The sequence below is a fragment of the Halobaculum sp. EA56 genome (assembly GCF_051195075.1).
In the GTDB taxonomy this organism is placed as follows: domain Archaea; phylum Halobacteriota; class Halobacteria; order Halobacteriales; family Haloferacaceae; genus Halobaculum.
On record NZ_JBNTJX010000001.1, the window covers coordinates 435,888 to 455,512 of the forward strand.

17 protein-coding genes and 1 tRNA gene are annotated in these 19,625 nt (G+C 72.7%); 14 read left to right on the top strand and 4 right to left on the bottom strand.

Features of this window, described 5'->3' with window-relative positions; all coding sequences use genetic code 11:
• The first annotated feature begins 138 nt into the window (after window positions 1-138).
• The 4 genes from ACQUQ1_RS02300 (at window position 139) to cofC (ending at window position 4,033) form a co-directional block, all read left to right on the top strand.
• Complete coding sequence (locus ACQUQ1_RS02300) at window positions 139-1,074, top strand: complex I NDUFA9 subunit family protein (RefSeq protein ID WP_435062635.1); 936 nt, start codon at window positions 139-141, stop codon at window positions 1,072-1,074.
• A 329-nt stretch (window positions 1,075-1,403) separates the two neighbouring features.
• Window positions 1,404-2,585, top strand: coding sequence for a tubulin/FtsZ family protein (locus tag ACQUQ1_RS02305; protein ID WP_435062636.1), 1,182 nt, complete (start codon window positions 1,404-1,406; stop codon window positions 2,583-2,585).
• Window positions 2,554-3,345 (top strand): hypothetical protein, encoded by a 792-nt coding sequence (locus tag ACQUQ1_RS02310; protein WP_435062637.1) that lies wholly within the window; start codon window positions 2,554-2,556, stop codon window positions 3,343-3,345. Before ACQUQ1_RS02305 ends, ACQUQ1_RS02310 begins: the two co-directional genes overlap by 32 nt.
• Window positions 3,346-3,364: 19 nt before the next feature.
• Window positions 3,365-4,033: a 2-phospho-L-lactate guanylyltransferase gene (gene cofC / locus ACQUQ1_RS02315; protein WP_435062638.1), complete on the top strand. Its 669-nt coding sequence runs from the start codon at window positions 3,365-3,367 to the stop codon at window positions 4,031-4,033.
• A gap of 49 nt (window positions 4,034-4,082) precedes the next feature.
• Here the strand turns inward: cofC and ACQUQ1_RS02320 are convergent, their stop codons facing one another.
• Window positions 4,083-4,751: an alpha/beta hydrolase gene (locus ACQUQ1_RS02320; RefSeq protein ID WP_435062639.1), complete on the bottom strand. Its 669-nt coding sequence runs from the start codon at window positions 4,749-4,751 to the stop codon at window positions 4,083-4,085.
• A 416-nt stretch (window positions 4,752-5,167) separates the two neighbouring features.
• Between ACQUQ1_RS02320 and cofG the strand changes: the two genes are divergently transcribed.
• The 5 genes from cofG (at window position 5,168) to uppS (ending at window position 12,203) form a co-directional block, all read left to right on the top strand.
• Window positions 5,168-6,313, top strand: a complete 1,146-nt coding sequence (cofG, locus tag ACQUQ1_RS02325) for a 7,8-didemethyl-8-hydroxy-5-deazariboflavin synthase subunit CofG (protein ID WP_435062640.1) — start codon at window positions 5,168-5,170, stop codon at window positions 6,311-6,313.
• A 227-nt stretch (window positions 6,314-6,540) separates the two neighbouring features.
• The gene (locus tag ACQUQ1_RS02330; protein WP_435062641.1) at window positions 6,541-8,286 is read left to right on the top strand and encodes a nitrite/sulfite reductase; all 1,746 of its coding nucleotides are present in this window, start codon (window positions 6,541-6,543) and stop codon (window positions 8,284-8,286) included.
• Window positions 8,279-10,036, top strand: coding sequence for a Coenzyme F420 hydrogenase/dehydrogenase, beta subunit C-terminal domain (locus ACQUQ1_RS02335; RefSeq protein WP_435062642.1), 1,758 nt, complete (start codon window positions 8,279-8,281; stop codon window positions 10,034-10,036). The genes ACQUQ1_RS02330 and ACQUQ1_RS02335 overlap by 8 nt, the downstream gene beginning before the upstream one ends.
• A 191-nt stretch (window positions 10,037-10,227) precedes the next feature.
• Window positions 10,228-11,148: a mechanosensitive ion channel family protein gene (locus tag ACQUQ1_RS02340; RefSeq protein WP_435062643.1), complete on the top strand. Its 921-nt coding sequence runs from the start codon at window positions 10,228-10,230 to the stop codon at window positions 11,146-11,148.
• 152 nt (window positions 11,149-11,300) lie between these two features.
• Window positions 11,301-12,203, top strand: coding sequence for a polyprenyl diphosphate synthase (uppS, locus tag ACQUQ1_RS02345; RefSeq protein ID WP_435062807.1), 903 nt, complete (start codon window positions 11,301-11,303; stop codon window positions 12,201-12,203).
• 90 nt (window positions 12,204-12,293) lie between these two features.
• Here uppS and ACQUQ1_RS02350 read toward each other — a convergent pair whose 3' ends face one another.
• Window positions 12,294-12,902 (bottom strand): undecaprenyl diphosphate synthase family protein, encoded by a 609-nt coding sequence (locus tag ACQUQ1_RS02350; protein WP_435062644.1) that lies wholly within the window; start codon window positions 12,900-12,902, stop codon window positions 12,294-12,296.
• A gap of 205 nt (window positions 12,903-13,107) precedes the next feature.
• Here ACQUQ1_RS02350 and ACQUQ1_RS02355 point away from each other — a divergent pair, with 205 nt between their 5' ends.
• Both ACQUQ1_RS02355 and ACQUQ1_RS02360 read left to right on the top strand, forming a co-directional pair.
• Complete coding sequence (locus ACQUQ1_RS02355) at window positions 13,108-14,622, top strand: DUF92 domain-containing protein (RefSeq protein ID WP_435062645.1); 1,515 nt, start codon at window positions 13,108-13,110, stop codon at window positions 14,620-14,622.
• Window positions 14,619-15,071 carry a GNAT family N-acetyltransferase gene (locus ACQUQ1_RS02360; RefSeq protein ID WP_435062646.1) on the top strand — a complete coding sequence of 151 codons (453 nt, stop codon included), beginning with the start codon at window positions 14,619-14,621 and terminating at the stop codon, window positions 15,069-15,071. Before ACQUQ1_RS02355 ends, ACQUQ1_RS02360 begins: the two co-directional genes overlap by 4 nt.
• 6 nt (window positions 15,072-15,077) lie before the next feature.
• Here the strand turns inward: ACQUQ1_RS02360 and ACQUQ1_RS02365 are convergent, their stop codons facing one another.
• A complete protein-coding gene (locus tag ACQUQ1_RS02365; RefSeq protein ID WP_435062647.1) occupies window positions 15,078-15,770 on the bottom strand; it encodes a VTT domain-containing protein in 693 nt (230 codons plus the stop codon).
• 204 nt (window positions 15,771-15,974) lie between these two features.
• Here ACQUQ1_RS02365 and ACQUQ1_RS02370 point away from each other — a divergent pair, with 204 nt between their 5' ends.
• Window positions 15,975-16,364 (top strand): DUF5830 family protein, encoded by a 390-nt coding sequence (locus ACQUQ1_RS02370; protein WP_435062648.1) that lies wholly within the window; start codon window positions 15,975-15,977, stop codon window positions 16,362-16,364.
• 55 nt (window positions 16,365-16,419) lie between these two features.
• Here ACQUQ1_RS02370 and ACQUQ1_RS02375 read toward each other — a convergent pair whose 3' ends face one another.
• A complete protein-coding gene (locus ACQUQ1_RS02375; RefSeq protein ID WP_435062649.1) occupies window positions 16,420-17,475 on the bottom strand; it encodes a DUF7115 domain-containing protein in 1,056 nt (351 codons plus the stop codon).
• A gap of 211 nt (window positions 17,476-17,686) precedes the next feature.
• On the opposite strand from ACQUQ1_RS02375, the gene ACQUQ1_RS02380 reads away from it, so the two are divergent.
• Together ACQUQ1_RS02380 and fmdA are read left to right on the top strand one after the other, a co-directional pair.
• Window positions 17,687-17,835: transfer RNA gene (locus ACQUQ1_RS02380), tRNA-Met, on the top strand.
• A 494-nt stretch (window positions 17,836-18,329) separates the two neighbouring features.
• Window positions 18,330-19,598 (top strand): formamidase, encoded by a 1,269-nt coding sequence (gene fmdA / locus ACQUQ1_RS02385; protein WP_435062650.1) that lies wholly within the window; start codon window positions 18,330-18,332, stop codon window positions 19,596-19,598.
• Window positions 19,599-19,625: the final 27 nt, after the last annotated feature.

A 19,625-nucleotide genomic window follows, 5' to 3' on the forward strand; every position in this document is an offset into this window, starting at 1 on the left:
GCGCGGTCGCGACGCCCGGGTCGGGGCGGGTCGGGGCGGGTCGGGGCGCAGCGGTGTCCACGCGCCGCGGTCCCGTCGGGGACTCGTCGCCGTCGCGTCGACCGCACCTTTAGGTTCCGCCCGCCCCTGGGACGGGTCATGCGCGTAGTCGTCGCCGGCGGCACCGGCTTCATCGGGACGCACCTCTGCACGGAACTCGACCAGCGCGGCCACGACGTGGTGGCGCTCTCGCGCGACCCGTCCGGCGCCGGCCTCCCCGACGGCGTCGTCACGAAGGCGGGCGACGTGACCGACCGCGACTCGCTCGAGGGCCCCGTCGCGGACGCGGACGCGGTGGTGAACCTCGTCGCGCTGTCGCCGCTGTTCAAGCCGGACGGCGGCGACGAGATGCACGACCGGATCCACCGGCAGGGGACCGAGCACCTCGTCGCCGTCGCGGAGGAGGCCGGCGTCGACCGGTTCGTCCAGATGTCCGCGCTCGGCGCCGACCCGGACGGGGCCACCCACTACATCCGGGCGAAGGGCCGCGCCGAGGGGGCCGTCCGCGACTCCGACCTCGAACACGTGATCGTCCGTCCGTCGGTCGTCTTCGGCGACGGTGGCGAGTTCGTCCACTTCACGAAGCGCCTGAAGGAGATATTCGCGCCCGGCGTCCCCGTCTACCCGCTCCCGGGCGGCGGGCGGAACCGCTTCCAGCCGATCTGGGTGGGCGACCTCGTCCCGATGCTGGCCGACTCCGTCGCTCAGGCGGAGCACGGCGGGGAGACGTACGAGCTCGGCGGCCCGGACGTGCTGTCGCTGCGGGACATCGCGGAGAAGGTGTTCGAGTCCGAGGGGCGGTCGATCAGCGTCGTCCCGCTGCCGATGGGGCTCGCGAAGGTCGGCCTCACCGTCCTCGGCTCCGTGGGTTTCCCGATGGGCCGTGACCAGTACCGGTCGCTCCAGTTCGACAACGTCGTCTCCGACAACGACGTGGGCGCCTTCGGCGTCGCGGAGGCGGACCTGAAGACGTTCGACGAGTACCTCGGGCTGACGGCGGCCGGCGACGGGGCCGACGCGACGGCGACGGCGTAGGTGTCGCCGCCGGCGGTCGGGGACGAGGGCCGGCGCTGCCGGTCGACGGCGACCCGCGCCCGAACCGGATGCCCGTCCCGGTCGGGGGGAAGCCGCCCCGATCGGGGGGTCGGTCGCCGCGGTCGCCCCCGCCCGGTCGGAAGGTATAAATGTGTCATACGCACGTCTCATCCGTCGCCCCGGCCCGGTCCGGACCACACGATAGCCCCGGCGCCTGCGTGCGGTTTTCGGCGGTCGGGTCCGGTGGCGGCCTCTCGCGACTGATAGCCTCATCACAAGGCTTATACTTGTTCTGTCTCTGATTCTGGCCTAATGAGGAGGGGAGACGTATGAAACTGGCACTCATCGGATTCGGTCAAGCTGGGGGGAAGATCGTCGACAAGTTCGTCGAGTACGATCGACGCACGGGGAGCGACATCGTACGGGCGGCTGTGGCGGTCAACACGGCTAAGGCGGACCTCATGGGCCTGGAGAACATCCCGAACGACCAGCGGGTCCTGATCGGGCAGTCCCGGGTGAAGGGCCACGGCGTCGGCGCGGACAACGAGCTCGGCGCGGAGGTCGCCGAGGAGGACATCGACGAGGTGCAGGGGGCCATCGACTCGATCCCGGTCCACGAGGTGGACGCGTTCCTCGTCGTCGCCGGCCTCGGCGGCGGCACCGGCTCCGGCGGCGCGCCGGTGCTCGCGAAGCATCTCAAGCGCATCTACACCGAACCGGTCTACGGCCTGGGCGTGCTGCCCGGCTCCGACGAGGGGGGGATCTACACGCTCAACGCCGCGCGCTCGTTCCAGACGTTCGTCCGCGAGGTGGACAACCTCCTGGTGTTCGACAACGACGCCTGGCGCAAGACGGGCGAGTCCGTCTCCGGCGGCTACGACGAGATCAACGAGGAGATCGTCAAGCGCTTCGGCATCCTGTTCGGCGCCGGGGAGATCGATCAGGGGCAGGAGGTCGCCGAGTCCGTGGTCGACTCCAGCGAGATCATCAACACGCTCTCCGGCGGCGGGGTCTCGACGGTCGGCTACGCCAGCGAGGAGGTCGAGGAGACCGCCGGCGGGGGCGGCCTGCTCTCTCGACTCACCGGCGACAACGGCGACGACGACCTCGACACGGCTCACACGACTAACCGGATCACCTCGCTCGTGCGGAAGGCGGCGCTCGGCCGCCTCACGCTCCCGTGTGAGATCGAGGGCGCAGAGCGCGCCCTGCTCGTGATGGCGGGCCCGCCCGAGCACCTCAACCGCAAGGGGATCGAGCGCGGCCGCAAGTGGCTCGAGGAGCAGACGGGCTCGATGGAGGTCCGCGGGGGCGATTACCCCGTCACCGGCTCCGGCTTCGTCGCGAGCGTCATCCTGCTGTCGGGCGTGACGAACGTCCCGCGGATCAAGGAGCTCCAGCAGGTCGCCATCGAGGCCCAGGAGAACATCGACGACATCCGGCAGGAGAGCGAGGACAACCTCGACAGCCTCATCAGCGATGACGAGGACGAACTTGAGTCGCTGTTCTAGGCTCACCGCGGTCCTCGCAGTCCTCGTCGTCCTGTTCGCTGCGGTCGCCCCGGCGGCGGCCGTGTCGGTTCAGGAGACCGACGTGCCCGACAGCGGCGAGGTCGGCTCGCAGGTGACCGCGACGATGACGCTGACGCAGCTGTACGACACCTACGAGACGTGGCAGCTGGCGGGCTCGACGGAGCTGCGGAACGTCACCTGGACGGTGACGTTCCTGAACCAGGCGGGCAACCAGGTGCGCCAGGAGTCCTACGACGGCCAGACCTTCTCCGGCGCGACCGTCGACATCGAGGAGGGCACAGCCGAGGTTCGCGTCCGCGTGACCGGCACGGTGCCGGCCGTCGAGTCGTACAGCTACGACCCGCAGCAGTCGTTCACGCTGACGGCGCTCAGCCAGACCCGCCAGGGCGGTACGTCGAACGAACTGGCGAACGTGTCGGCGACCCACTACACCGCCGACAGCCGCGAGGCACGCGAGGCGATGGAGTCCGCGCGCGCCGCCATCGACGCCGCGGGCAACCCCTCCGAGGCCACGGAGACGTTCCAGAGCGCCGTGAGCGCGTACAACGCCGGTAACTTCGAGAACGCGATCCGCCTCGCGAACAACGCTGAGGAGGAGGCCAACCGGGCGCAGAGCTCACAGCAGCGCACGCAGCTGATCCTGTACGGCGTCGGGGGGCTCGTCGTGCTCGGCGTCGTCGCCGGCGGCGTCGTGCTGTTCCTGCGGAACCGCGGGGACGGCTACGACAAGCTCGGCTGACGCCGGCCCCCGCGTTCCCGTGCCCGATCGCGTCGACGCGCTCGTTCCGTTCTCGCCCGACCGTCCCAAGACGCGGCTCTCGGACACGCTCGACCCCGCGGAGCGCCGCGAGTTCGCCGGGGCGATGCTGACGGACGTGCTCGCGGCGCTGCGGGCGGCGGGCTTCGCGCCGCGGCTGCTCACGACCGAGGCGACCGGCCGCGACGTGCCCGAGACGGTCGACGACCGGCCGCTCACCCCGGCGGTGAACGCCGCGCTCGACGCGCACGGCCCCGGGCCGGGTTCGCCGCTGGCGGTCGTGATGGCGGACCTCGCGCTGGCGACGCCGCGGGCGCTCGCCCGCCTGCGCGGCGACGGCGAGGCCGGGACCGACGCCGGGGACCCCGCCGACGTGGCCATCGCGCCGGGTCGCGGCGGCGGCACGAACGCGCTGCTGGTGCGCCACCCCGCGTTCCGCGTCGACTACCACGGCGCCTCCTACCTCGACCACCTGCGGGTCGCCCGACGGATCGGCGCGAGCGTCCGCGAGGTGGACTCGCGGCGGCTGGCGACCGACGTCGACGAGCGGGAGGACCTCGTGGAGGTGTTGCTCGCGGGCGACGGCGCCGCGCGGGACTGGCTGGTCGATGCGGGCTTCCGGCTAGAAGCGGGAGACGGGCGGGTTTCGTTCGATCGAATGCGGGACTAGGAGCGGGTCGGATCGGTCCGGGGCCGCGGAACCCGGAGTCCGACGCCGCCTACTCCCCTGCCAGTTCGAGGCTCGTCACCATCCCCTTCGCGGCGGCGAGTTCGTCCTCGTTGACGCCGTGGCCCATCCCCTCGTAGATGCGCTCGTCGACCTCGGCGCCCAGGTCCGAGAGCACCTCGGTCGTCTCCTTCACGCGCTCCAGCGGGATGTGCGGGTCCACGTCCGAGCAGCCGAGGAAGACGGGCGTGCCGTCGAGGTCGCCGTCGTACTCGCGGGGCGTCCCCTCGGGGCCGATCAGCCCGCCGGAGAAGCCCACGAGGCCGCCGTAGCGCCGGGCGTTGCGGGCGGTCCACTCGGAGGCGAGACACGCGCCCTGCGAGAAGCCGAGCAGGAGCACGCGCTCGTGGCCGACGGCGTCGGCGACCGCGTCGACGACGTGGCCGACGAGCGCCAGCGCGGAGTCGAGGTGCGGTTGGTTCTTGTCCATCTCCTCCATGAAGGAGTGAGGATACCAGGTGTTGCGGCTGGCCGAGGGGGCGAGGTACGCGACCGAGTCGGTGCCGAACTCGCCGGCCATGCCGAGGATGCTGCGGGCGGTGGCGCCGCGGCCGTGGACCATCACGACCGCCGCGTTCGCGTCGGCGAGGTCGGCCCCGGCGTGGCGCACCGGCTGTCCGCCGTGGGGGCCCTCGACCTCCGTGGTGTCGATGTCGGTCATCGGGTCTACCGCGGCCCGCCACGGGGGAATCGGTTGCGGTGGCGGAAGCCGCGCTCGCGGACCGTTCCTGGTGATCGTCGCCGGCGTGTGGTCGGGACCGATCCGTGGTAGTTGTCGCCGGCGTGTGGGCAGGGTCGACTCGGACTGCGGGTTCGGGGGACTGATCGGGCACGGACTCCGTCACATGACAGCCACGTCCTCCCCAGTCGATTGCGTTCCTCGCTCCCTCCGGTCGCTGCGGTACTCGTCCCTCGCGCGCGTTCGGCGGGCACTACCCGGGACCTTCGGTCCCGTGAGTTCACACTCGCTACGCTCGCGTGAACGCGGGCCCGCCGCCGCGCGCCACCGCGTGGGTCGTTCGAGCCGTCGTCGCCGGGACCGACTCGTTTTTGCCCCTCCGTGGGGGAGTTCCCGGCGTGTTCCCCGGCGCCGACGAGTACGACATCGACGTCGAGGTGTCCGACCGCGAGGTCGAGCGCCTGCTGTCGGTGACGCCCGCCGACGTGTCGGCGGCGCCGGAGCTCACGTTCGCCCGGAACGTGTTCGTCCCGCTGACCACCGCGTGCCGGTACACCTGCACGTACTGCACCTACTACGACGTGCCCGGCGAGGCGAGCCTCCTGGCCCCCGAGGAGGTGCGCGAGCGGTGCCGCGTCGGCGCCGACGCCGGCTGCACCGAGGCGCTGTTCACCTTCGGCGACAAGCCGGACGACCGCTACACCGCGATCCACGACCAGCTGGCCGAGTGGGGGTACGACTCGATCGTCGACTACCACGAGCGCGCCTGCGAGATCGCCCTGGAGGAGGGCCTGCTCCCCCACTCGAACCCCGGCGACCTGGCCGAGGCGGAGTTCCGCCGCCTCCGCGACGTGAACGCCTCGATGGGCGTGATGCTGGAGACGACCGCCGACGTGGACGCCCACGCCGGGTCGCGGCGGAAGACGCCCGGCCAGCGCCTGCACACGATCCGCGCCGCGGGGGAGGCGCGCGTCCCGTTCACCACGGGCATCCTCGTCGGCATCGGCGAGGGCTGGCGCGACCGGGCGGAGTCGTTGCTCGCGATCCGCGCGCTCCACGAGCGCTACGGCCACGTCCAGGAGGTGATCGTCCAGCCGGTGACGCCCAACGAGCGCTCCGACTTCGAGGCCCCCTCGACGGCGACGATGCGGCGGGTGACGGCGATGGCGCGGGCGGCGCTGCCGGCGGAGGTGTCGGTGCAGTCGCCGCCGAACCTCGCGCCCGTCGGCGACCTGCTCGACTGCGGCGTCGACGACCTCGGCGGCGTCTCACCGGTGACGGACGACTACATCAACCCCGACTACGCGTGGCCCGCCCTCGACGAGCTCCGCGCGGTCGCCGACGCCGGCGGCGTCCCGCTGCACGAGCGCCTCCCGACCCACGAGCGGTACCTCCCCGAGGAGCACCGGCGCGCCGGCTTCGACGGCGACCCCGAGCCGGGCCGCTGGCTCCACGGCCGGATCCCGGACGCGCTCGCCCGCGAGGACGTCCACGGCGCCCGGTTCCGCGGGGTCGCCCGCCGCGACGCGCCGCTGCCGGTGTGAGCGGACGCCGCCGATAGGCGGACTATGTTGCCGGATATCTCGACGCCGCGCGCCCCGCCGCGGCGGACCGATCACCTCGTTCGAACGCGCTCGGGGGAAGAATTCGCCGATCCGGGACGCGTGCGGTATGTTGTCGATCGACACGGATACTGCCCGTATCGGGGAGCACGGGCGAGGGCTGCCACTGTGGGAAGGCCCACCTCGGTGTGTGGTGTGTTCACACGTCCATGAACACGGTGGAGCGCTGGAAACAGGAGAAACACCCCCTCGACGTGATCGAGGACGTGTACGCGTACGCGGAGGGGTCGCTCTCGTTCGACGAGATCGAGGCGCGGGCGGGCGACGGCGAGTGGGAGCGGCTCAAATGGGCCGGGCTGTACAGCCACGGGCGCCAGGACGGGTACTTCATGATGCGAACGAAGGTACCGGGCGGGCGCCTCACGCCCGAACAGGCCGAGGTGATCGGCGAGGTGGCCGACGAGTACGCCACCGCGCCCCCGGAGTACGGGGGCGAGAAACAGAACCCGGTGTGGGGGGACGCGTTCCTCGACATCACGACCCGACAGGACGTCCAGATGCACTGGATCGAGATCGGGGACGTCCCCGAGATCTGGGAGCGCTATGACGGGGTCGGCCTCACCACGATTCAGGGGTGCGGCGACTCGGCGCGCAACGTGCTCGGCTGTCCGGCCGCCGGCCTGACAGACCACGAGTGCTTCGACGCCCAGCCGGTGGTCGACGCCGTCTCGGAGTTCTTCACGGAGAACCGGGAGTACGCCAACCTCCCCCGGAAGTTCAAGATGACCGTTACGGGCTGTCGGGAGGACTGCGCGCAGTCGCAGATCAACGACGTGGGGCTGACGCCGGCGCGGAAGACGGTCGACGCCGACGCGAGCGGAGGCTCGTCGGACGAGTCCGACGGAGGCGAGGACGTGTACGGCTTCCACGTTCGGGTCGGCGGCGGCCTCTCGGACGGCCCGCGGATGGCCTCCCCGCTCGACGTGTTCGTCCCGCCGGCGGACGCCGTCGAGTTCTGTCGCGCGGTCGCCCAGACGTTCAAGGAACTCGGCGACCGGCACAACCGCGGCGTCTGCCGGATGCGCTACCTCGTCGAGCAGATGGGCCCCGAGGCGTTCGAGGCGGCCGTCCGCGACCGCTGTTCGGTCGACCTCCCGAGCAGGGGGACGGACCTGACGGTGGGCTACACCGGCGACCACGTCGGCGTCCACGAGCAGAAGCGGGAGGGTCTGCGCTACGTCGGTTTCAACGTGATCGCGGGCCGGATGGGCGGCGACGAGTTCGCCGCGGCCGCCCGCGCCGCGAAAGAGTACGGCACCGACGACGCGACGGTCAGGCTCGCCACCGACCAGAACTTCCTGATCACCCATCTCCCGGAGGGGGACGTGAACGACCTGCTCGCGGAACCGTTCGCCGCGGACTACCGGCCCGACCCGGGACCGTTCTCCCGCGGCGCCGTCGGCTGCACCGGCTCGGAGTTCTGCAACTACGGCATCATCGAGACGAAGAACCGCGTCCGCCGGTGGGCGAAGGAACTCGACGAGCGCGTCGAGACGCCCGACGACCTGGAGGTGGTGCGGATGCACATGTCGGGCTGTTCGGCCTCCTGCGCGCAGCCGCAGATCGCCGACATCGGCTTCCGGGGGGAGACTGTCAACGTGAGCGACGACCCGGATAGCACCGACGCCGAGGGCGACAACATCGTGGAGGGGATGGACTTCGGCCTCGGCGGCAGCCTCGGCGCCGACAACGAGTTCCTCGACTGGGTCGAGACCGCGGTCCCGGCGGGGTCGGTCGTCCCCGCGCTGGAGGAGCTGTTCGCGGCGTTCTCCGAGGAGCGCCGCGAGGGCGAGCGGTTCTACGAGTGGTGTCGCCGCCGCGACAACGGCGACCTCAGGGAGGTCATGCAACGGGCCGAGGCGAACGTCGCGGGGGGTGTCGCGGCCGATGACTGACGAGCGCGACCGCGTGGACGACGGCAGCGCCGACCGGCCGGCCGCCGAACCTCGGTCGAGCGACGCGCCCGCCGACGCCGCGCCCGAACTCGCGGAGACCGGGGACGTCGCTCGCGACGGCACGGACCGCCCGCTCCCGCGGGTGCCGGACGCCGGCGGGGCCGACGGGGAGGCGGGCGTGCCGCCCGTGAGCGGGGACGGCAGTCGGGGCGGTCGCGTCGGCGGCGACCCGTCCGACTGGAAGCCGATCCGGTACGTCCGGGGCCGTGACCGCGACCCCGGCGGCGACGGCGACGCCCGGGACGGCGCGGACGACGCCTCCGCCGCCGGCGACGCCTGCGGCTGCGGCGGCGCGTGCGGCTGCGGCGGGACCGGCGGTCGGCCCGCCGCGGCCGACGGGGGCACGACGCCGGCGAACGTCGACGCGGACGGGACCCTCCGCGACCTCGAGTTCACGCCGCCGGCCGAGGGAACGAGTCAGGACGTCGACGGCGGCGACCCGGCCGAGCGGGTGAACGTCCCCGAGGGGGTCGATCTCGACACGCCGGGCTACTCCATCCGGGGGGAGATGAACGACATCGAGACCCCGGACGAGAAGACGTGGTTCATGGAACTGGACGCGGCCGTCATCGACGAGGGGCGGTGCATCCAGTGTGGCACCTGCGTCGCCTCCTGCCCCTCCGACTCCATCGGTATCGGGGACGACGGCCTGCCGGAGCTCGTGAAGATGTGTACCGGCTGCTCGCTCTGCTGGGACTTCTGCCCCCGCGGCGGGCTCCGCTACGAGCGCCAGTGGAAGATCACCGGCGGCGAGGACAACGTGAAGGGGGCGGGCGACCCGATCACGGAGTTCTCTGCGAAGGTCGAGGAGGAGTGGCGCGAGAACGCCCAAGACGGCGGCGTCGTCACCTCGGTCCTGATCCACCTGTTGGAGGCCGGTGAGATCGACGGCGCGCTCGTCGCCACCGAGTCCGAGGAGGAGCCCTGGAAGGCCGAGAGCTTCCTCGCGACGACGCCCGAGGAGCTGATCGAGAACGCGGGGAGCTTCTACAACCAGACGATGGCGCTCGGGAACCTCGGGCTCGACCAGTGGCGACACAAGCTCCCGGACAGGCCGCCCGAGGACCTCTCGCTCGCGCTGGTGGGAACGCCCTGCGAGATCGAGGGGATCCGGGCGCTCCGGGACTTCGAGTGGGACTACGCCGCCCAGGAGGAGGGCGTCCGCGCGGTCGACTACACGATCGCGTTGATGTGCACGAAGAACTTCAACTACGAGCGGCTCGTCGGCGAGCAGCTGGCCGAGAAGCGCGACATCCCCCCGGAGGACATCGGGAAGCTCGACGTCCTCCACGGCGACATGATCGTCTACGGGCGCGACGGCGAGGAGGTCCTCCGGGAGGACGTCGAGCGGTTCCACGACGCCGCGCTGAAGGGGTGTGACGAGTGCGCCGACTTCACGGGGTACTGTGCGGACCTCGCGGTCGGCTCAGTCGGATCGAGCGACGAATACTCGAGCGTCATCGTCCGCACGGAGCGGGGGATGCGGGCGTGGGAGCTGACCGAGCCGGACCTGGACTACCACGACCTGGAGGACCGGTCCGCCATCGGGGGGCTCCAGTCGTGGGACAAGAAGAAGGCGTTCGAATCGCTGAAGCGGCCGTTCGACCCGGACGCCCCGCGGTTCATCGAGTACACCGACCACGCCGAGCGGTACGGCACGGTGGTGAACCCCCACGAGGCCGACCACTGAGCCGAGGCGCTCGCGGCGATCGGCCCGAGGACGCCCGCGGCACTCGGTTCCGTGAGGTCGCTCGCGTGGGAACGGCGCCGTGGGCGCGCCGCCGGTGCGGGCCCGGACCGCCGGGACGGACGACGCGACCCGCGCGAGAGCCGCCGACGCCAGCAGATTCTTCCGTCGCCCGACCGAGCCGGGATCCGTACATGTACGGCGTGACACCGACGGTCGCGGCGCTCGCCCTGCAGATCGACGCCGGGGCGGTCGTCGCCCGGCTGGGCGGCTACGCGACGAACGTGATCGGCTTCGTCCTCGGGTTCCTGCTCACCTACCTCCTGGGGAAGCTGGTCCTGCTCCCGATCGCACATCGGGTACTGAACCGTCGCGGCTTCGACCGAACCGTGCTCAGCCTCGCGGACAGCGTGCTGGCGGCGCTCGTCGTCGTGCTGGCGATCTCTATCGGGTTCATGGCCGCCGGCTTCCCGCGATTCCTCACCGCGGTCGCGACGCTCGGCGGCGCGCTCGCGCTCGCGGTCGGCTTCGCCGCCCAGGACCTCATCGGCAACTTCGTCGCCGGCGTGTTCATCATCAAGGACAAGCCGTTCGAGGTGGGCGACTGGATCGAGTGGAACGACAACGCGGGGCGCGTCGAGGACATCGACCTGCGCGTCTCGCGGGTGCGGACCTTCGACAACGAGCGGATCACCGTCCCGAACGGCGAGCTCGCGAACAACGCGATCACCAACCCCGTCGCCTACGACACGCTCCGCCAGAAGTTCGTCTTCGGCATCGGCTACGACGACGACATCGACCACGCGACCGACTGCATCCTCGAGGAGGCCGAGGGGGTCGACGGGATCCTCGACGACCCGGCGCCCTCGGTGCGCGTCATCGAGCTCGGCGACTCGGCGGTGGGGCTCCAGAGCCGCTTCTGGATCGACGAGCCCGACCGCGGGGACTTCGTGCGCGTCCGGTCGGAGTACGTGCAGGCGGTGAAGGAGCGCTTCGACGAGGAGGGGATCGACATGCCGTACGTCCACCGGCAGCTCACCGGCGAGGTGGAGGTGCTGGAGTCGGTCGCCGGCGAGACGGCGGCCGGCTCGACCGCCCCCGGCGACGACGCCTGAGCGGGGAGACGGGCGCGCGGCGCGGGGGTCGGGGGGCGGCGCGGGCCGCCGGCCGACATTCCTCGCAAGACACATATCCCGCGGCGTTCACAGGGCCGGTAGTGAGCCTTCGATCGCGCCTGGGGGAACTGGTAGACCGGGCCTACGAGCGGATGCTGCGCCGGGAGATCGGCGACGGGCCGGACCACGTCGCGATCATCCAGGACGGCAACCGGCGATACGCCCGCCGGCAGGGCGCGGACGCACACGACGGCTACCACGCGGGGGCCGACACGACCGAGCGGGTGCTCGACTGGTGTGCGGACCTCGGGATCGAGGAGCTGACGCTGTACGCCTTCTCGACGGAGAACTTCGACCGACCGGCGGAGCAGCGGGAGACGCTGTTCGACCTGCTGGAGGACAAGCTCCGCGAGTTCGCCGACGCCGACCGCGTCCACGAGCAGGGCGTGTGCATCCGCGCGCTCGGCGACGTGGAGCGCCTGCCCGAGCGCGTGCGGGAGGCCGTCGACTACGCCGAGGCGCGGACCGCCGAGTACGACGACTTCACGCTCAACGTCGCGCTGGCGTACGGCGGCCGCAACGAGCTGCTGGGGGCGGTCCGGGCGGTCGCCCGCGACGTCGCCGACGGCGACCTCTCCGCCGACGAGGTGGGCGTCGCGGAGGTGGAGTCGCGGCTGTACCGCCGGCCCGTCCGCGACGTGGACCTCATCATCAGGACGGGGGGAGACGAGCGCACCTCGAACTTCCTGCCGTGGCACGCCAACGGCAACGAGGCGGCGGCGTACTTCTGCTCGCCGTACTGGCCGGAGTTCTCGAAGGCGGACTTCCTGCGCTCGATCCGCACCTACGAGGCGCGCGAGGAGTCGTGGCGGCGCACCCGGACGAAGCGGGCGGCCGCGCTCGTGCGGGCCGTCGCGGAGGTCGAACTCGACGAGGCCCGCCGCGTCGCCGCGCGCCTGCGCGAGCGCCTGCCGGGCGAGACCGAGGAGGTCGACGAGGCGCTGGAGGCGGGCGACGTGGGCGAACCCGCGGCGGCGGGCGAGACGGCGGACTGAGGCGGCGCGGACGCCGTCGGTCGACGACCGCCCGCCTCCCGAACCGACCTCGCCTCGCTCCGCTCGCGACGGGGGTCGGAAGGCGAGCAGTCACCGTCCGAACCGCCGCTGGCGGTTCTGGTAGTCGAGCACCGCGCGGAGGTAGTCGCGCTTGCGGAAGTCCCGCCAGTTCACGTCGGTGAAGTACAGCTCCGAGTAGACGGACTGCCAGATGAGGAAGTCCGAGAGGCGCTCGGCGCCGGTCTTGATCACCAGGTCGGGCTCCTCCGGGAAGATGAGCCGCTCCTCGATGTCGGCCTCGGCGATCCCGTCCGGGTCGAGGTCGCCCTCCTCCACCGCCGCGGCGACCTCGCGGACGGCGCGGGCGAACTCCCGCTTGCCGCCGAGGCCGATGTTCACGCGGATCGGCGCGTCGGCGCGCTCGGTGTCGTCGGGCGTGCGGACGGCGAGCGGGCGCGGGGCGTCGACGCCCGCGAGTTCGCGCGCGAGCGTGTCGACGACGGCCTCGTCGAGCACCGAGACGGAGACGGTGACCCGCTCGGCGCCGTACTCGAACGCCCAGTCCAGGAACGCCTCGAGCGTGTCGTAGGCGCCCTGTTCGAGCAGGTCGCGCTCGGTGATGACCAGCGCGACGTGCTCCGGGGGGTCGCCCTCGTTTCGGCGGTGGCGCACGCCGAGGTACGCGTCGTAGAGTCCCACTGCGTTCCGAGGTGTGCGCCCGGACGGGGGAAAGCGTTACCGCTCCCGACGGGAGCCGTCCGCGGACGCGTGTGGTCGCCGGGGCGGCGACCCCCGAGGCCGCGGCCGGTGCCGGGGCTGGGACGGCGCCGCCCGCTCGCGGCGCGGGCGCCCGGCGAGGGGGTGTCCCGGGACCGTTAAGTGTGCGTCGGGGGTACCCTCGGCCGTGAGACACCGACTCCGGCGCGCGGGGGCGTTCGCCGTCGTCGCCTCGACGGTGTTGGCCGCGCCGGCGTTGGGTCCGGCCGCCGCCGCCCCGTTCGCCGCCGTCGCCGTCCTCGCGGCGTTCGTCGTCGACGACGGTCGGGTCTTCGACCTGTTCGCCCGCCCGGGCGACTACGAGGACCGCCGGCTCAACGGCCTCGCGGGCTTCGCGCTCGCGGCGACTGCCCTCGGCGTGCTGACGGCGCTCCCGCAGGCGCCGATGCCGACGACGGTGTTCGCGGCGGCCGTCCTCTCGCTGGCGTACGGCGTGCTCGGTCGCGAGTTCGTCCGCGAGTCCACGGGCGACGAGTTCGCCACGACGACGGCGTTCGCGTTCGCCGGCTTCGTCGCCGCGACGCTCGGCCAGGTCGGCGTCGCCGTCGCCGGCGCCGGCCTCGACCCGTCGGCCGTCCCGGTGTACGTCTTCCTCGCGGCGACGGCCGCGCTCGTCGCCGCGCTCCTCCGCTCGGTGCTGTTCCCCCGCGACGACCCCATCGTCATGGTGTCGGTGGGCTTCCTCCTGTGGCTGCTGTGGGCGCTCGTCTCCGCCGACGGCGTCGCCGTCACGCCCGCGCTGGTCGCGGCCAGCCTCGCCGTCTCGGTCGGCCTCGGCCTCGTCTCGTACGTGCTGGAGACGGCCTCCGTCTCCGGGATGCTCACGGGCGTGCTGCTCGCGTTCCTGACGGTCGTCCTCGGGGGGATCGGCTGGTTCCTCGTGCTGATCTCCTTCTTCGCGGTCGGCGGCCTCGCGGCGAAGTTCCGCTTCGAGGAGAAGGACGCCCGCGGCGTCGCCGAGGGCAACGACGGCGCCCGCGGCGCGGGCAACGTCCTCGGCAACTCCGGGATCGCGCTGCTGGCGGTGCTCGGGTACGCCGCCTCCAGGGCCGCGTGGCCCGACACCGCCGTGGCGACCCTGCTCGCGTTCGCGTTCGCCGGCTCCGTCGCCGCCGCGATGGCGGACACGCTCTCCTCGGAGTTCGGCGGCCTCTTCGACGCGCCCCGCCTCGTCACGACGCTGCGGCCGGTCGAGCCGGGCACGGACGGCGCGGTCACCTGGCAGGGCGAGGTCGCCGGCGTCGCGGGCGCCGGGCTGGTGGCCCTCACCGCCGTGCTGGCGATGCCGCTCGGGGCGGACGCCGGGGTCGTCGTCGGCTCCCCCTCGCCGGTCGTCTCCGCGGGCGCCGCGTTCGCCCCCGCGGCCGTCGCGGTCGCCGGCGCCGGCTTCGTCGGCATGACCGTCGACAGCTTCCTCGGGGCGACCGTCGAGGGCGACCGGCTCGGGAACCAGGCGGTGAACACGCTCGCGACCCTCTCGGGGGCGCTCGCCGGCGTCGCCCTCTCGGTGCTCGTCGGCGCGGCGCCGCCCCCCTCGCCGTCGGCGCTGACGGCGGCGCTAGAGGCGGCGCTGACCGTGGCGCCGGAGACGGCGCTCCCGGTCGCGACCGCGGCGCTCGCGACCCTCCCCGTCCTCCCGTGACGGTCCGTCCGGGGCGGCCGGCCGACGAACCCGCGCTCCGCGCCCTCCAGGGGTACCTCCGCGAGCCGAGCCCGGACCTCCTCGCGCACGGGCTCCGGACGGGCGCGGTGCTCGTCGACGACGTCGGTACCGAGGAGGACCGGTCCGGCTCCGGCCCCGCGGGTCCGGTCGGCTACGCGCTCCCCGTCGCCGGCGACGGCGTCCACGTTGCGGAGCTGGTCGTCCACCCCGAACGCCGGCGCGAGGGGCGCGCCACGCGGCTGCTCTCGCGGGTTCTCGACGGCGCCGACGGGCGGGTCACGCTCCTCGTCGCCGCCGACAACGACGCCGCCGGGCGGCTCTACGAGGGACTGGGGTTCCGACGGGTCGAGCGCCGGCCGGGGTTCTACGACGACGGCACGGACGCGCTCCTGCTGGCCCGGGAGCCGGGTCAGGGCGCCGACGAGTAGTCCGGGTCAGGGCGCCGACGAGTAGTGACGGTACGCCGGGCCGACGAGCAGCAGGGCGCCAGCGACCCCGGCGGCGGCGACGAGCCACGGGTCGAACACGCCCTCCAGGCCGGAGGTCGCGATCCGGCCGGCGGAGGCGCCGGCGACCGTCCCGGCGACGGCCCAGGGGAGTTCGCCGAGGGCGCTGCCGACGACGAAGGGGACCGTCCGGACGCCGGCGAGGCCCGCCCCGACCGAGACGGCGTCGGAGGGCAGCGGCAGCAGGCGGGAGGCGGCGACTGACCGGGTGCCGCCGGCGACGGAGACGGCGCGCTCGCCGGCGCCGACGGCGCGCTCGACGGCGCGGCCCACGGCCGCGGTCGCGCCCGTTCCGGCGGCGAGTTCGGCGCCTACGGCGCCCTCCTCGTCGCGGCCGCGGCGGGCGAACAGGTACGGCGGGACCGACGTGAGCACCATCAGCCCCAGCGCCAGCGGCACCGCCCGGAGGCCGAAGCCGTAGCCGGCGACGACCGCCAGCAGCGTCACCGGCCACGCCAGCGCCGGCCGCACCAGCGCGAGCGCGACCGCCGCCGCGAGAAAGCGGACCGGGTCGGCGACGATCCAGTCGACCCGCTCCAGCACCGCCGCCGGCGAGGTAAGCGCGGCGGCGACGGCGACCGCGGCGACGACGGCCCCCCCGGCGACGACTCGACGGTTCACGGCCGAAGTGGGCGCGTCGGGCGAATAAACGACGCGGTCCCGGCGGGGCGTCGGCACCGCGGCGGAACCGCAGTGAACGGCGTTTGGTGAAACTGCACGGGGCGCCGTGGGGCGAACTGCGAGGCGAGCCGTGGGGCGCTCCGGCGGCGTCCCCGGACGCTCCCGGGACTGTTAAGCGCCGGCGTCGCCAACCGACGCGGCGACGTGACGGACGACCGGGACGGGCCGGCGCGGCCGCGCGAGGAGACGGTCGCGCTCGGCGTCGAACTGCTCGACCACCTCGAGGACGACGAGCTCCCGCTCCCTGAGCTGCTGGACCGGCTGGAGACCGTGACGACCAGCCCCGCCGTCACACGGGAGGTGCTGGAGGAGGCCGAGCGGCGCGGCGTCATCGAGCGTGAGGACGCCGTCGTCCGCGTCCACGGCTCCGGGTTCGTCCGCTTCGACTCGCAGGTGGTCCGCCGGGAGGGCGACTTCTCGTGTCGCCGCTGCGGCGCGGGGATCACGACCGGCCACTTCGTCCGTCTGGACGCGGGGGAGCTCGGGCCGTTCGGCTCCTCGTGTATCAGGAAGGTCACCGGCCGGGAGGAGTAGTCGCGGCGGCGAGGCCCGGGCGGCGACGGCCCGGGAGCGGACGCGGCCGGAGCCCTCAGCGGCCGCGGCGGAGTTCCTCGATGAGCTGCTCGATGAGCTCGTTGTGGCGTTCGAGCCGTTCGGCCTGCCGGTCGACGGTCTCGCGCAGCGCCGCCACCTCCTCGGCGAGGTCGTCGGTCGGCTCGGCCGGCTCGAAGCCGCTGTCGCCGAACGCGTCCCCGGCTGCGGCGGCCTCGCCGGCCGCTCCGGCCTCGGCGTCGTCGGCCCGACGGGGCGGCTCCGTCGCGGCGGCGCCGACGCCCGCGGTCGTACCGTCGGCGGCGCCGCCGGGGTCGGACGGGGGGTCCTCCAGCGGGTCATCGCGGGTGCCGGCGTCGGTGTCGATCTCGGCCGGTTCGGCCGAAAGCGGGTCCGGCCCGCCGCCGAAGTCGGCGCGGTCGAGCGCGCCGCCGTCGCCGTCCTCGCCGTCGGCCTCCGCCGAGAGCGCGCGGAACTCCTCCAGGGTCGCCACGTCGTAGTGGTCCAGCAGCGCGTCCGCGAGGGTCTCCTCGATCTCGCGGGCGCGGTCGCTGGGCGCCTTGAACCGCTCCTGGCGCCCGTTCGTCGCGAGCACGAGCGTGGTCGCGTGGCTCCCCTCCTCGACGTCGAAGTCGCTCACGTCGTCGTAGCGGAACTCCTCGTAGTCCTCGTCCCAGACGGCGGCGCCGACGTGCTTCACCAGGCGCGCGGAGGTGACGACCAGCGTGAGTTCCGAGAACCGGAACGTCCGCTCGACGGTCTCGCCGGGGTCGGTGATCCCCGCCGCCGAGAGGACGCCCGCGAGGACCGGGTGGAGCACCTCCTCGAGGCTCCCGCGCGGCACCGAGAAGGTGCGCTCGCCGTCGAGGCCGTACTCGAGGGTGACCTTCGCCTTGCGGCGCGACTCGGAGACGGAGACCCGCTCGGCGTCGTGCGGGTACTCCTCGACGGACTCGTCGGAGAGCAGCCCCTCGGCGCGGTAGACGAGGGTGCGGGTCGCGGTGACGAACAGCTCGTCGTCACCGCCGAGGTGGACGCGGGCGACCGGGCTCTCCTCGCCCAGCTCCCCCTGGACCAGTTCCGGCAGCGTCATACCAGCCGTTCGCCCGCCGCGTGGCTTAAACCCGGCGGGTACGCGCCCGGCCGGCGAGAACGCGCCCGCGATCCGCCGGCGCCGCCGGACCGCCCGCGTCTCCGTCGCCGCCGGCGCGGCGCCGCCGGACCGACCCGCGGGTGTGACCCGTCGTGCCGAACCCGCTCGGGATGGGAAGGTTCAAGAGTGCGACCGCCCGACGTGGACGTGAGCCGGGGTGGCTTAGCTGGACATAGCGCCGCACTCATAGGGTTTCGAGATTCGGTGCGGAACGCCTTGGAAGCCTCCGCCCCAACGGGGCCCGCCGAGCCTCGTACCTGGGCCATGCGGAGATCGTGGGTTCGGAGCCCACCCCCGGCATGTTTTCACTCCGTTCGACGACCGAACGCGTTCTCGTGCGTCTCGTCGCCGTGCCGACCCCGCCGGGACGCCGCACCGATCGGTCGCCGGGAGGGAAGGGGAGAGACGTTCGGGAAGCGGGTGGGAGGACGTCCCCCCACCCTCGCCAACGCCGCACGGAACGAGGCCGATGAGCAAGCGGAGAGTGGGGCATGGTGACCGACGGTGGCTATCGTCGGTGCCTGCTCCGGCCTCGACGGGAACGACGACGGCCGGCGTGATAGATCCCCGTGTTAACGAGAGTTATCACAAACGAACCGTTCACGCCGCCCCCCACGAGGGCGTCTCGGAGGGGCACGTGAGGACGCCCGTCGCCGCGACCTCGGGTCCGCCCGGTCGCCGGATCGCCCGATGGCCCCCCGTTCGGACTGCACGCCCCACGACCGTGAGAATTGTGAACAACCCTTACTTATTGTCGGTACAATAGGTACGCGGGTGCGTCAGCCCAGACTGCCATGCCCGAAGTACACTTCGAGGTCGACACCACGAGACCCCCGGACGACCAGCCCGGGGCGAACCCGTTCAACCGATGGCATCCCGAGATCGAACCGGCGGTCCACGCCGAACCCGGGGAGACGGTTCGGCTCGAGTGCCTCGACTGGACCGGAGGACAGATACTCGACAACGACGATCCGAACGAGGTCCGCGACGTGGACCTCAACCAGGTCCACTACCTCAGCGGGCCGGTGGAGGTCGCGGGCGCCGAGCCCGGCGACCTGCTCAAGGTCACGCTGCTCGACATCGGCGTACTGAACGACCGGTCGGAGTTCGGATTCACCGGCATCTTCTCCCAGCAGAACGGCGGCGGCTTCCTGACCGACCACTTCCCGGACGCCGCGAAGGCCATCTGGGACCTCGACGGCACGTACGTCTCGTCCAGGCACATCCCGGACGTGTACTACGAGGGGAAGATCCATCCCGGGCTGATCGGGACCGCGCCGTCGCAGGAACTGCTCGAGGAGTGGGTCGACCGGGAGGCCGAACTGATCGACAAGCACGACGAGGACCCCGAGTCGATCCCGAACCACCCAACGGGGGAGTCCGAGCCGCCGGTCGCGAGCCCGCCCACGCCGGACGGCGCCCAGGCGGGCGAGGCGGAGGGCGAGGTCGCCGAGCGCATCGAGGAGGAGGGCGCCCGGACCGTCCCGCCCCGCGAACACGGCGGCAACACCGACATCAAGGACCTCTCGCTGGGCTCCACCATCTACTTCCCGGTGTTCGTGGAGGGCGCGAAGTTCGGCATCGGCGACATCCACGCCTCGCAGGGCGACGGCGAGATCACGTTCTGCGGCGCCATCGAGATGGCCGGGTACGTCGACGTGAAGTTCGAGCTCGTCAAGAACGGGATGGAGACCCACGGCGTCGGCCACCCGATCTTCGAGCCGGGACACCGCGGTCCGACCTTCTCGGACTACGTGGTGTTCGAGGGCTACTCCGTCGACGAGGACGGGACCCAGCACTACATGGACCCGCACGTCGCGTACCGACGGGCCTGCCTCGAGGCGATCGAGTACCTGAAGAAGTTCGGCTACACCGGCGAGCAGGCGCTGATGATCCTCGGGACGGTGCCCATCGAGGGGCGCCACAGCGGCGTCGTCGACATCCCGAACGCCTGCTCGACGCTCGCGCTCCCGAAGGAGGTGTTCGAGTTCGACATCAGCCCGGACGAACTCGGCGAGACGGAGGACCGGGGGCAGATCCCCGTCACCGACGACCCCCTCTGACCGTCCCCTCGGGACCGACTCCCCGAC

Coding starts and splice junctions, on each gene's coding strand:
- ACQUQ1_RS02300 (WP_435062635.1), top strand. CDS start 139: ATGCGCGTAGTCGTCGCCGGCGGCACCGGCTTCATCGGGACGCACCTC.
- ACQUQ1_RS02305 (WP_435062636.1), top strand. CDS start 1,404: ATGAAACTGGCACTCATCGGATTCGGTCAAGCTGGGGGGAAGATCGTC.
- ACQUQ1_RS02310 (WP_435062637.1), top strand. CDS start 2,554: ATGACGAGGACGAACTTGAGTCGCTGTTCTAGGCTCACCGCGGTCCTC.
- ACQUQ1_RS02320 (WP_435062639.1), bottom strand. CDS start 4,751: ATGACCGACATCGACACCACGGAGGTCGAGGGCCCCCACGGCGGACAG.
- ACQUQ1_RS02330 (WP_435062641.1), top strand. CDS start 6,541: ATGAACACGGTGGAGCGCTGGAAACAGGAGAAACACCCCCTCGACGTG.
- ACQUQ1_RS02335 (WP_435062642.1), top strand. CDS start 8,279: ATGACTGACGAGCGCGACCGCGTGGACGACGGCAGCGCCGACCGGCCG.
- ACQUQ1_RS02340 (WP_435062643.1), top strand. CDS start 10,228: ATGTACGGCGTGACACCGACGGTCGCGGCGCTCGCCCTGCAGATCGAC.
- uppS (WP_435062807.1), top strand. CDS start 11,301: ATGCTGCGCCGGGAGATCGGCGACGGGCCGGACCACGTCGCGATCATC.
- ACQUQ1_RS02375 (WP_435062649.1), bottom strand. CDS start 17,475: ATGACGCTGCCGGAACTGGTCCAGGGGGAGCTGGGCGAGGAGAGCCCG.
- fmdA (WP_435062650.1), top strand. CDS start 18,330: ATGCCCGAAGTACACTTCGAGGTCGACACCACGAGACCCCCGGACGAC.